General features: G+C 61.5%; 9 protein-coding genes. 2 read left to right on the top strand and 7 right to left on the bottom strand.

All coding sequences use genetic code 11. The features are described 5' to 3' along the window. The first annotated feature begins 57 nt into the window (after window positions 1-57). Window positions 58-2,070: a M3 family metallopeptidase gene (locus tag ACZ5G6_RS14140; protein ID WP_498686068.1), complete on the top strand. Its 2,013-nt coding sequence runs from the start codon at window positions 58-60 to the stop codon at window positions 2,068-2,070. A 63-nt stretch (window positions 2,071-2,133) separates the two neighbouring features. Here the strand turns inward: ACZ5G6_RS14140 and pdxS are convergent, their stop codons facing one another. The 7 genes from pdxS to ACZ5G6_RS14175 all read right to left on the bottom strand — a co-directional run bounded on the left by pdxS (window position 2,134) and on the right by ACZ5G6_RS14175 (window position 11,742). Then, window positions 2,134-3,060: a pyridoxal 5'-phosphate synthase lyase subunit PdxS gene (gene pdxS, locus ACZ5G6_RS14145; RefSeq protein WP_211712266.1), complete on the bottom strand. Its 927-nt coding sequence runs from the start codon at window positions 3,058-3,060 to the stop codon at window positions 2,134-2,136. A 214-nt stretch (window positions 3,061-3,274) separates the two neighbouring features. Beyond that, a complete protein-coding gene (pgsA, locus tag ACZ5G6_RS14150) occupies window positions 3,275-3,901 on the bottom strand; it encodes a phosphatidylinositol phosphate synthase (protein WP_223933037.1) in 627 nt (208 codons plus the stop codon). After that, on the bottom strand, window positions 3,891-4,484 hold the full coding sequence (locus ACZ5G6_RS14155; protein ID WP_216925531.1) for an HIT family protein: 594 nt from the start codon (window positions 4,482-4,484) through the stop codon (window positions 3,891-3,893). The genes pgsA and ACZ5G6_RS14155 overlap by 11 nt, the downstream gene beginning before the upstream one ends. Before the next feature lie 18 nt (window positions 4,485-4,502). Continuing rightward, window positions 4,503-6,512, bottom strand: a complete 2,010-nt coding sequence (gene thrS / locus ACZ5G6_RS14160; RefSeq protein ID WP_498686073.1) for a threonine--tRNA ligase — start codon at window positions 6,510-6,512, stop codon at window positions 4,503-4,505. A 141-nt stretch (window positions 6,513-6,653) separates the two neighbouring features. Beyond that, window positions 6,654-10,205: a DNA polymerase III subunit alpha gene (locus ACZ5G6_RS14165; protein WP_498686077.1), complete on the bottom strand. Its 3,552-nt coding sequence runs from the start codon at window positions 10,203-10,205 to the stop codon at window positions 6,654-6,656. Between the two features lie 3 nt (window positions 10,206-10,208). Then, complete coding sequence (locus ACZ5G6_RS14170) at window positions 10,209-10,553, bottom strand: DUF6504 family protein (protein ID WP_223933041.1); 345 nt, start codon at window positions 10,551-10,553, stop codon at window positions 10,209-10,211. Between the two features lie 133 nt (window positions 10,554-10,686). After that, a complete protein-coding gene (locus tag ACZ5G6_RS14175; RefSeq protein ID WP_223933043.1) occupies window positions 10,687-11,742 on the bottom strand; it encodes an FAD-dependent monooxygenase in 1,056 nt (351 codons plus the stop codon). Between the two features lie 58 nt (window positions 11,743-11,800). Between ACZ5G6_RS14175 and ACZ5G6_RS14180 the strand changes: the two genes are divergently transcribed. Further along, window positions 11,801-12,340: a TetR/AcrR family transcriptional regulator gene (locus tag ACZ5G6_RS14180; protein WP_498686078.1), complete on the top strand. Its 540-nt coding sequence runs from the start codon at window positions 11,801-11,803 to the stop codon at window positions 12,338-12,340. Window positions 12,341-12,351 lie beyond the last annotated feature (11 nt).

Consider the following 12,351-nt stretch of genomic DNA (forward strand, 5'->3'; position numbering starts at 1 on the left):
AGTGGATCCTGGCGAGCCACTCTTGAGGACACGATTCTTAAGTGAAAGAGTCGCTTGATGACCAATCCTCTGTTGAGCCCCAGCCCCCTGCCTTTCGGGCTGCCACCTTTTGAAGCAATCACCACTGAGGACTACGCCGAAGCCGTCGAGTCAGGACTGGCCGAACATCTCCAGGAGATCCAGCAGATTGCCGGGAACCCCACCCCGGCGAATTTCGAGAACACTGCCCTAGCCATGGAACACTGCGGGCTTTTGCTCAACCGCGCCGCGGCTGCGTTCTTTACGCTCGTATCGGCCGACGCATCGGAGGCCATCAGGGAGTTGGAGACTTGGTTGTCGCCCAAGTTTGCCGCACACCAAGACGCCATCTACATGAACCACAGCCTTTATGAGCGCTTCACGGCCATTGATACCACCAGCCTGGATGCCGAATCCGAGCGCCTGGTGCAGGAGTACCTCAAAGAGTTTCGGCTGTCCGGCGTTCAACTGGACCACAATGGACAGGCGCGGCTCCGGGAAATCAACGCCGAACTCTCACGTCTGGGCACCGAATTCGGCCAACGCGTCAAGGAGGCCATGAAGGCTGCATCACTTCTCCTCGACGACGACGCGGACCTGGCTGGCTTGCCCGCCGAAGATATCGCAGGCGCTGCCGAGGCCGCCAAAGCCGGGGGTCACGACGGCAAGTACCTCCTGACGTTGATCCAGCCAAGCAACCAACCCGCCCTCGCCTGGCTCGAAAACCGGGCCATCCGGCGTCGGCTGTTTGAAGCCTCCCTCGCGCGGGGAACCGACGGCGGGAGCCTGGACGTCCGCGATCTGGTGACGGCAACAGTCCGTTTACGTGCGGAGAAAGCGAGCCTGCTGGGCTTTCAAAACTTCGCGGAGCTCGTGGTTGACCAGCAAACGGCCCCGGACTTCGAGGCAGTGCGGGCAATGCTGGCACGGTTGGCACCTGCAGCGCTCGGAAATGCCCAAACCGAGGCCCAGGCTTTGGCCGAATCCGCGGGTCATTCGCTGGAGCCCTGGGACTGGGCCTATTATTCCGCCCAGGTTCGGCGGGAAAAGTACCACGTGGACGAACAGGTCATCAGGCCCTATTTCAGCCTTGAAACGGTCTTGGCTGAGGGTGTCTTCTTCGCGGCGAGCCAGCTCTACGGCATCACGTTCCATGAACGGCTGGACCTCGCCGGGTACCACGAGGACGTCCGCGTATGGGAGGTCCGGAACGATGACGGCAGCAGCCTGGGTCTCTTCCTTGGAGACTATTACAGCCGCGAATCCAAGCGCGGAGGAGCCTGGATGAACTCGCTCGTGGAACAGTCGCGGCTCCTTGGCACACAGGCCGTGGTGATCAACAACCTCAACATCACCAAGCCGGCACCGGGTGAGCCGGCACTCCTCTCCCTGGACGAGGTCCGGACGCTATTCCATGAATTCGGGCATGCATTGCACGGCTTGTTCTCGGACGTGACTTATCCCCGGTTCTCCGGGACGTCCGTACCTCGCGACTTCGTGGAATACCCGTCGCAGGTCAACGAGATGTGGATCATGTGGCCGGAAGTACTGAAGAACTACGCCCGCCACTACGCCACAGGCGAGGCGCTTCCCCAGGAGATCGTGGACCACATCAACGAATCACTGCTGTGGGGTGAGGGATTTGCCACCACGGAATACCTGGGGGCAGCGTTGCTGGATGTGGCATGGCACGTGCTGTCCGCGGAGGACGTCCCTGCGGACGTGCTTGCCTTTGAAGCCAAGGCCCTCGCCGCCGCCGGCATCGCACACCCGCTGATTCCGCCGCGCTACCGCACCGGCTACTTCCAGCACATCTTTGCCGGAGCCGGATACGCTGCCGGCTACTACTCGTACATCTGGAGCGAGGTCCTGGACGCGGACACCGTTGAGTGGTTCAAGGAAAACGGCGGCCTGACCCGCACAAACGGCGAGCGGTTCCGTCGCGAGCTGCTCGCCCGGGGAAACAGCCAGGATCCGATGGAATCGTTCCGGGCGTTCCGCGGCAGGGACGCCCAACTCGAGCCGCTCCTGAAGCGGCGCGGACTGGAGTAGAACACGACGCCGGCCGGCCACCTCGGAAGGAGGTGACCGGCCGGCGGCATACTTCTTTTGCTGTTACCAGCCGCGCTCTGCGAGGCGGTGGGGCTGCGGGATTTCGTCGACGTTGATGCCGACCATCGCTTCGCCCAGGCCGCGGGAGACCTTGGCGATGACGTCGGGGTCATCGTAGAACGTGGTGGCCTTCACGACGGCGGCAGCGCGCTCGGCGGGGTTGCCGGACTTGAAGATGCCGGAACCGACGAACACGCCGTCGGCGCCGAGCTGCATCATCATCGCAGCATCGGCCGGGGTGGCGATGCCACCGGCGGTGAACAGCACTACCGGGAGCTTGCCCGTGGCCGCGATTTCCTTGACCAGCTCGTACGGGGCCTGCAGTTCCTTGGCCGCAACGTACAGCTCGTCCTCGGGAAGGGCGGCGAGCTTGGCGATCTCGGCACGGATCTTGCGCATGTGTCCCGTGGCGTTGGAAACGTCACCGGTACCGGCTTCGCCCTTGGAACGGATCATCGCCGCGCCCTCGTTGATGCGGCGCAACGCCTCACCCAGGTTGGTGGCGCCACAAACGAAGGGAACGGTGAAGTTCCACTTGTCGATGTGGTTGACGTAGTCGGCCGGGGTCAGGACCTCGGACTCGTCGATGTAGTCGACACCGAGGGACTGCAGGACCTGGGCTTCGACGAAGTGGCCGATACGGGCCTTGGCCATGACCGGGATGGACACGGCAGCGATGATCTGATCGATCATGTCGGGATCGGACATCCGGGACACGCCGCCCTGGGCGCGGATATCGGCGGGCACGCGCTCAAGCGCCATGACCGCCACGGCACCGGCGTCCTCGGCGATGCGGGCCTGCTCGACGTTAACGACGTCCATGATGACGCCGCCCTTGAGCATCTCCGCCATGCCCCGCTTGACACGGCTGCTGCCCGTGACGCTGTTCGCGGACGAACCGGCTTCGTTGCTTACATCTGGTGTAGACACAAAAACCCCTATGGGTAGATAAACGACCTTTTGCCGGAGGCTCGCGCAGCCACACGACCGCAATCAGCGCACACCGGATTTTCAGGTCAAGGTGACCAAGTACTAGTAATAGTAGTCGCACGTTGCCGGGTGGCAGTACATTCATTACCACCTTAGGCGGCAAAGAACAGGGCCACGGTAGGACACCTGCACAACTGCGGCTACCGGGCTCTGGTCAGATGCCAGTTCCCTCGGCTTCGGCCATGGCCTGCTTGCGGACCGTCGCCATTCTTTGGACGATAGTGACCACACTGGCGAGGGCGAGCAGGATCAGGGTCGCGAAGAGCACCACCGCCGGAAGTCCCAGCCCTGTCAGTCCGGCTATGAGAAGCACGGAAGCCAACCGCTCCGCACGTTCGGCAATGCCAACGCTGGCCTGATAGCCCAGTGATTCTGCCTTGGCTCGCGCATAGGAAACCACCATCCCCAGTACCAGGCAAATGACAGCGGCAGTACCGATCGCAGCGTCCTCACCCCCGGTGAAGAACCAAATGGCCAACCCTGCAAAGATGGCACCGTCCGCTAAGCGGTCCAAGGTGGAATCGAGGAAGTTCCCCCAGCCCCCGCTCCGGCCCTGCAAGCGGGCCATAATGCCGTCCACGACGTCCGAGAACGCGAAGAATGCCACCCCCACCGAACCCCACCACAGGTATCCCAGCGGATACAGGACCAGTCCGCCCAGAATGACTCCTGCTGTACCAGCAACTGTCACTGCGTCTGGACTTATGCCGACTTTGAGGAGCCAACGCGCCAAGGGTGTGAAAAGGGAAGTAAAGAAACCACGCGCATGCCTATTGAGCATTCGACTCCCCCGGCCAGGCCTCGGCCACCAGTTTGCGGACTTCGTCAAGTGTCTGCGTAATGGCCTTGGTCTGGGCGATGATGGGGAAGAAGTTTCCGTCCCCACCCCAGCGCGGTACAACGTGCTGGTGCAAGTGCGCGGCGATTCCTGCTCCACCCGTAACGCCTTGGTTCATGCCCAGGTTGAAGCCGCTCGGGTTGGAAACCTTGCGCAGCACGCGCATGGCTGTCTGCGTGAGCTCGGAGAACTCCGCTGTTTCCTCCACTGTGATGTCCGTGTAGTCCGGAACATGGCGGTAGGGGCAGATCAGCAAGTGACCCGGGTTGTACGGGAAAAGATTGAGCACTACGTAGCAGGTCCTGCCACGATAAACGATGAGGGACTCCTCATCGCTACGGGTGGGCCCTACGCAGAACGGGCAGTCGTCCTTGTCCTTGAACTGGTCCTGCCCGCCCTTGATGTAAGCCATGCGGTGGGGAGTCCACAGGCGCTGAAAAGCGTCCGGAACACCTGCCAGGCCGAAGTCATCGGTTACTTCGGCGTCGCCCGGAAGGTCAGCTGCTGCGCCTGTGTTCTCCTGCACCGTCTATTGTCCGTTCCGTCAGCTTTCGCGGTTCTTGACGGCGTCCACGATTCTGCGGACCGCCTCTGCCACGGGCACGCCATTGTCCTGGCTGCCATCGCGGAAGCGGAACGAGACAGCACCTGCTTCTGCATCCTCACCGCCGGCGATCAGGACGAACGGGATCTTGTCCTTGCTGGCCGTACGGATCTTCTTCGGGAAACGGTCCGAGGAGATGTCCACCTCGGCACGGATTCCCGCGGCCTTCAGCTGGTCAACGACGTCGAACATGTAGTCGTTGAACGCCTCAGCGACAGGGATGCCCACCACCTGGACGGGAGATAGCCACGCCGGGAAGGCGCCGGCGTAGTGCTCCGTGAGAACACCCATGAATCGTTCGACCGAACCGAAGAGGGCACGGTGGATCATGACGGGACGCTGGCGCGATCCATCCGCTGCCTGGTACTCCAGCTCGAAGCGTTCAGGCAGGTTGAAGTCCAACTGGATGGTGGACATCTGCCAGGTCCTGCCGAGGGCGTCCTTTGCCTGGACGGAAATCTTCGGGCCATAGAACGCTGCTCCACCCGGGTCCGGTACCAGGTCCAGCCCGGACGCTGCGCCAACCTCGGCGAGTGTGCGGGTTGCTTCCTCCCAGGCGGCGTCGTCACCCACGAACTTTTCCTCGTTCTTGGTGGAGAGTTCGAGGTAGAAATCGTCCAGCCCGTAGTCCTTCAGGAGGCCAAGGACAAAGTTCAGCGTGGTGGTCAGTTCGTCCTTCATCTGCTCGCGGGTGCAGTAGATGTGGGCGTCGTCCTGTGTCATGCCGCGGACACGGGTCAGGCCGTGCACCACGCCGGATTTCTCGTAACGGTAAACCGAACCGAATTCGAACAGGCGCAGCGGCAGTTCGCGGTAGGACCGGCCACGTGAGCGGAAGATCAGGTTGTGCATGGGGCAGTTCATCGGCTTCAGGTAATAGTCCTGCGCAGGCTTCCGCACGGTGCCGTCTTCGTTGAGCTCTGCATCCACCTGCATCGCCGGGAACATGCCGTCCTTGTACCAGTCAAGGTGGCCCGAGACCTCGTAGAGGTGTCCCTTGGTGATGTGGGGGGTGTAGACGAACTCGTAGCCGGCGTCGACGTGGCGCTGGCGGGAGTAGTCCTCCATGGCCTTGCGGATAATGCCGCCCTTGGGGTGGAACACAGGAAGGCCCGAGCCGAGTTCGTCCGGGAACGAGAACAGGTCCAACTCCACACCCAGCTTGCGGTGGTCGCGCCGTTCTGCCTCAGCGATGCGTTCCTGGTAAGCCTTGAGGGCTTCCTTGGTGGGCCATGCTGTGCCGTAGATTCGCTGCAGCTGCTGGTTGTTCTGGTTGCCCAGCCAGTACGCGGAGGACGAGCGTGTCAGTGCGAACGCGTTGGAGATGATCTTGGTGTTGGGCAGGTGCGGTCCGCGGCAGAGGTCGCACCAGACGCTTTCGCCGCTCTTGCGATCCACATTGTCGTAAATAGTGATGTCGCCAGTACCGACTTCAACGTTCACGCCTTCACCGGCGTCTGCGGCGTCGTTCTTCTTGCCCAACAACTCCAGCTTGTAGGGCTCGCCAGCCATGGCTTCGCGGGCTTCGTCTTCGGTGACCACGCGGCGAACGAATTTCTGGTTCTGGTTGATGATCTTCTGCATCATCTTTTCCAGCTGGCGCAGGTCTTCCGGCGTGAACGGCTCAGCAACGTCGAAGTCGAAGTAGAAACCGTCGGTAATGTAAGGGCCGATGCCAAGCTTGGCATTGGGCCGCAGCTGCTGCACGGCCTGGGCCATGACGTGTGCGGTGGAGTGGCGGAGAACGTTGAGCCCGTCAGGGGATTCGATGGTGACGCCTTCAACGTCTGCACCCTCGGTGAGGACCTGGTCAAGGTCCTTCAGCACACCATTGACACGGGCAACAACGACGTCGCGGCGCTCAAAGAAGAGTTCCGCGCCGGTAGTCCCTTCCGTCACCTTGGTCTCTTCGCCATCGACGATGAGGGTGATCTGTTGGGCATCTGACACGGGTGTCTCCTATTCATAGTGAAGGCTTCATAGCTTGTGGCGTACGGGGACCACAGCCAGCCACCGTCAATCGTATCTGTTTCGACGAAGGCGGCCAAAGCAGCGCGCCGTCGCCTGGAATCAGCTTCCGGTCGCCCGGGATCAGCTTCCGAGGCCGGTGATGGCAAGGTTCCTGGAGATACCGTCAAGGGGCCCTGAGTGGGTGAATTCCGGAGGAAGCCCGACGCCGGGTGGCAGGACTTCTGCATACGGCAGGGTCTCGGGGCGGCCAAGGTCCCAGGCCTTGCTTGCGCTTAGGCTGATTCCCTTGGGACCAGTTCGTCGCGTGGTTCCTCGAATCAGCAGCAGGCGGGTACCAAACAGGAGCGGACCCGATTCTTCCTGGGCTTCATGGAAGAAGACTGTGTCCACGCAGCCTGTACCGTCGTCGATGCTGATGAACACTACGCGGCGCCCCCCACGCATGGGAGGTGTCTGAGTTGCGATCCGGACGCCTGCCACCAGTACCTCGGTGCCGTTGCGAAGACCCAGGAGCTTATCCGCCGTGGTGACACCAAGCTTGTCCAGCAATGGCCTATGGCTTTCCATAAGATGCTCGCTCACATCCACAGCCATGAGATCAAGTTCTGCCCGCACGTTGTCCACCATGCTGGGCTCAGGTAGTCCAGCAGCAATATTCCGCAACTCCACATCACCAAGGGGCAAGGACAACTGCCCTTCAATGACGTCGTTGGCCTTCTTGGAGGGACTGGTCTGGAGAGCCTGCAAGTGCTGCACCAAATCGGCGCGGTTTGCTGTTCCTCCAGCATCCCGGTGCAGGGCGTCGAAGGCCCCGAGTTGGGCGAGCCTCTTGATATTCGGCTTGCTCACCCTGGCCCTGGCCCTGAGGTCGGCGAGGGAATCGTAGGGTTGCCCAGCCACGATCCGCTTAAGCTCCGCTCCCGAGAGGCCGTATATTCCGTTCAGGCTCAAGCGAATGCCAAGCCTGCCGGAGTCCTGGCCTTCCTGGATTCTTTCCACCCTGTATTCAGCCTGGCTGCGGTTAATATCCAAGGGCAGGATGGGAATGCCCAAACGGCGGGCCTCAGCAACCAGCAGGCGTTTGGGGTACATCCCGGGGTCGTGCTCCCAAAGCCCCGCCAGGAACGCTTCAGGGTGGTGGGTTTTCAGCCACGCCGATTGATAGGTGGGCACTGCAAAGGCAGCTCCATGGGCTTTACAGAAACCAAAGCTGCCAAAGGCCTTGAGGGTTCCCCACACTTTGTCCACGACGTCAGGTGAGTATCTCTTGATCGCTTCCCGGCGGAAGTACTTCTCCACTTCCGGTTCGTGGATCTCGTCACCCAAGGCCCGGCGAAACTCGTCTGCCCTGTCCAAACCGCACCCTGTCATGACGTGGAAGGTCTTCAGGATCTGCTCATGGAAAACAGTGACGCCATGGGTTTCCTGCAAGACGGGCTTCAGGTCCGGGTGGGGGTACACCTCAGGCGCGAAGCCATGCCGGTGCTCCAGGAACGGACGGACCATGTCCGACTTCATGGGCCCAGGCCGGAACAAGGAAATATCGATAATGAGGTCATTGAATTCCCGCGGTGCCATCTTCCCAATCAGCTCACGCTGGCCAGGAGACTCAATCTGGAAACAGCCCAACGTATGCGTACTGCGAATCAACTCATAAGTGGGCTCGTCGTCGAATGGCACTGCATTGAGGTCAATCCGTCCGTCCTCCGCAATATAGTCCGGACCTGTGCTTCCCGGCTCCACAGGATGGTGGCCCGCCGCCACTACCTCTGCCTTGGAAGGGTGCAGGCGGATAACCTCCCGCACCGCAAACGCCATGGCACTTTGCATCCGCACACCCAGGACATCCAGTTTGAGCATTCCCATGGGATCCATGTCGTGTTTGTCGAACTGGCTCATGGGTAGCCCCAAACCGCTGGGCTGCACCGGTGTTCTGTCCAGGAGCGTGGCGTCCCCCAGGATCACCCCGCAGGGGTGCATGGAAATGTGCCGTGGAAGGCGATCCAACCTTTCAGTGAGATCCACCAGCAGGTCCAGCTGCTGGTTTTCCTCCATGCCTCCCGGCCCTCCGCGTCCAGACTCCACACGCCCGGCAAACTCACGGAGTTCAGGCTTTTCAACCAACGCTTCCCTGAATTTGCGGGCTGAGAACCGCCACAACTGCTTGGCGATTTCGCCGATTTCAGCCTCGTCCATGCCAAGAGCCATGCCGGCGTCCCGGACAGCACCGCGGGCGCGGTAACCGTTTTGCATACTCATCAGGGTCACCCGTTCCGCTCCGAAACGCTCGAAGATCTTCCGGTAGACGTTGTGCCGTTCGGCGCTTTCGACGTCGATGTCAATATCAGGAAGGGTTGACCGGCGCCCCGAGAGGAATCGTTCAAAAATGAGGTCATGCCGGATCGGATCAACTTGGCTGATGTCGATCAGGTAGTTAACCAAGCTCGAGGCCCCGGAGCCCCTGGCAGCTACCCGGACGCCCATTTCAATGATCATCCGGGACACTTCGGCCACTGTGAGGAAGTAGGAGGCAAAACCAAGCTTGCCGATGATTCCGAGCTCATGTTCCAACCGCGAGCGCATCTGCCCTTCCGCATCGCCTTTGATGCCTGGGAAGCGCCGGGTGATTCCTGCCTCGCATCGTTGGATGAGTTCCACCATGGGGTCACGGTCGATGCCAATGATGGAGGCTTCAGGGACAACGGGCTTCTTCCATCCCATGTCCAGGATGGGATCGATGCGGCATTTATCGGCGAGCGCTTCTGTGTTGGAGAGCAGTTTGTTCAGCCCGGCTGCTCCTTGCCCTGCCGCGCCCATGATCTCTTTACCGAGTTGGAGCATTTGTTGGGCGTTCTTCAACCAGCCCTGCCCTGTTGGTTGTAGTGGACCTGTTGGTTGTAGTTGACCTGCTGGCTGGAGCAGGGGGGCTGCGGAAAGTTCGGGGAGGGATTTTAGTGTGCGGGCGGAGTCCAGGACGTCCGCGGTTGGGGCGCCATCCTGGGCGCAGTAGCGAACGGCGTTGCTGAGGATGGCGGGGATGTTGTATTCAAAGGCGAGCTTGAGCATGCGCACAGCGTGGGCTGTGCTGAGGGGTTCTCCAGGGGCGCTCAGGTGGGATACGGCCTCGGCAACGATAGTCCCGGGCGGCATGGCGTCAATCCATTGTTTGAAGAGTGTCCGGGGCCGAAGATATTTCCGCCCTCCCATGGCACGGCCTACATCGGAGTCTGGTCCTATGAGGACGGTAAGCACGGGTTTGAGGGTTTTTGGGTCCAGTGTCCTCGATGCGAGTTCTGCCCTTGTTACGGCGACGGGCACCACTCCCCCGGCCTTGCCGGAGGTGCGGGCATGGGCGTCGGAGACGAGGCGGCAGAGGGCGCGGTAGCCAGCGCCGTTGTTGTTGCCGTGGGCGAGTACGACGACGCGGCCCGCAACTTGGGTGCGGTGGTCGCCGTCGTCGTCGAAGATGGCGAGGTCCACTCCGATGATGGGGTCGATGCCGGCGTCCATGCATGCTTTGAGGTGTTTGATGATGCCGTACAAGCCGTCCCTGTCTGTACAGGCGAGAGCTGTTGCGCCATCTGCTGCTGCGGACTGGGCAAGTTCGTCTGGCCAGGAAACGCCGTAATGGGCGCTGAAGGCTGTGGAGACGTGCAGGTGTGTGAAGTTCAAGGTTCAGGCGGCTTCGTCTGGTTCGACTGCCCGGGCCGGTGCGGCGTCGTGGATGCGAAGGAGCCGCCAGCGGCCGCTGGCGAGATGTCGGACGAGGTCAAGGGTTATGGCCTTGCCGGATTGCCCTTCATCCTGTGGGCGCTGAAGTTGGACCCGCCAGATCTCGTGGTCTACCAAGCCTGCGCCGCTTCCTAGAGGGGCCCTGCTTTCTTCCACCCACCATTGGCGCCGCTCGTACCACCGGATGGGTTCGTTGGTGACGACGTAGTGGATTCCTTTCCACTGGATTGCTTGTGGCCTTCCCGTTTCCGTGCAGATGACGTCCACGGACTCACTGAAAAGCCCCATATCCACACTCCTTGCCTGGGGGCATCGCCCTGGATCAGCAAAATTACCTGGTCAGCAAAATCGCCTGTCAGCAAAATCGCTATTCGAATGTATGTTCGAATATATCCAGTTTACGTCGCTCCCCCGACAAAACCTACTGGGAAGTTTTGCTCCCTGGAGACGCCTTGGACTTCCGCCTGGCAGTAAGTTCGAGCAACTTGTCACGCAGGGGTTGGGCACTCTCTGCGAGCGCGACGCGCATCATCAGGGATGACCCGAGGCGGAATTGCTGGGTCCGAAGCACACGTTGACGGTTGTAGGCAGTGAGGGCCTGGTCCAGGGGCATGGTATTGACCAGCTTTCCCAGGGTGACGGCGTCTATCAGCGATTCGCAGGCGCCCCGCCCAAGGTTGGGCGCCATGGCGTGGGCCGCGTCTCCGATGAGGACAACATTGCCCCGCGAATAGCGCCATAGCGGCGGGGTGGTCCAAATGCGTTGTGCCAATGACGTTTCGGGCGTCGCCGTATTCAGGACATGCTGGATGCCCGTCGCGTGCTTGGAGTAGCGGCGTCGTGCCAAATCAAGGGCGTCGCCGACGTCGATTCCTTCAGGTCCCATGCCGCTGCGGAAGGACGCGTACCAGTTGGTTCCGCCGCTTGATGGGCCGATGCCAAAGAGATCCCCGCGCCCCCAGTACTCACCTATGCTTTCGCTGCCCGGGTCTTCTGGAATGACGCCCCGAACGGCGAGGTAGGGGGTCAGCTTGGCGGCACACCCCTGGCCCCACACGGAGCGCCGCACCATGCTGTGCACCCCATCCGCCGCTACTGCCAGGTAGGAGTCGCCTGGAACCGCGTCCACCTTTCCGTTTCGCCTCTGGACCGTCGGGGGCACGGCGGAGTCGAGGAACCGCAGGAGCGTATGCCTGGCGACCCCCACAAGGTTCTGCCCCTCCACGCTTATCCACGGAGTGCCTGCGGAGCTCCTGAGTGCACCGCCTTTGATGAGGGGGCTGTTTTCCCGGATGGCGCCAAGGATGCCCAACGAAGCCAGGGCTTCCTGGGCCTCGGGCCACATGGCCAGGGTTGTTCCCACCGCTGGGAGGTCAGCCCGCTGTTCGTGCACAGTGACGTGGAACTGGCTGGGATCAAGGGTTCCTGCAAGGGCGAGGCCCGCTATGCCCCCACCGACGATATCCACCTTTTTCATGCCGCCACTCTACTACTACATTTGTAGTAATTGGGAGGTTAAAGGCTAGACTTTCGCCATGCCGGACAGACGAACCAGCCTTGCCGACGCGGCCCTCACCGTGGTGGCTGCCAAAGGCCTCAAGGGACTCACCCATCGGGCCGTTGACGCCGAAGCGGGCGTCGCCGTGGGAACTACTTCCAATTACTTCCGCAACCGTGCCGCTTTGGTAGCTGCCGCCGTCGACCGCGTTGAAGAACGCGATTCGCTCCTGCTGCAGCAGCAGGGCGGATCCGAAATCCCGACGTCGGTAGCCGCCCTGGCGGAACAGCTCGCCGGGGCACTGCTCGCGCTGGCAAAAAACCACGCTGAACTGACCAGGGCACGATTCGCCTTTGCCTTGGACCAGCCCGACGTTGTGGCCGCCGGGCACCAAAGAATGCTTTCAGCCCTTGAACAGATGCTGGGTTCCATGGGAGTGACTGACGCAAGGGCCCGCGCTGAAGCGGTATCGGACTACGGTGACGGGTTGGCCATGCACCTCCTGACTGCCCGCCGCGGACAGGACATGGACCGATCCACCGTTGCGGCCAACGTTCGCCGCCTCTTGGAGGGATGAGGGCAAAGGGG

The organism is Arthrobacter sp. TmtSoilC51 (assembly GCF_055388015.1).

Coding starts and splice junctions, on each gene's coding strand:
- ACZ5G6_RS14140 (WP_498686068.1), top strand. CDS start 58: ATGACCAATCCTCTGTTGAGCCCCAGCCCCCTGCCTTTCGGGCTGCCA.
- pgsA (WP_223933037.1), bottom strand. CDS start 3,901: ATGCTCAATAGGCATGCGCGTGGTTTCTTTACTTCCCTTTTCACACCC.
- ACZ5G6_RS14170 (WP_223933041.1), bottom strand. CDS start 10,553: ATGGGGCTTTTCAGTGAGTCCGTGGACGTCATCTGCACGGAAACGGGA.
- ACZ5G6_RS14175 (WP_223933043.1), bottom strand. CDS start 11,742: ATGAAAAAGGTGGATATCGTCGGTGGGGGCATAGCGGGCCTCGCCCTT.
- ACZ5G6_RS14180 (WP_498686078.1), top strand. CDS start 11,801: ATGCCGGACAGACGAACCAGCCTTGCCGACGCGGCCCTCACCGTGGTG.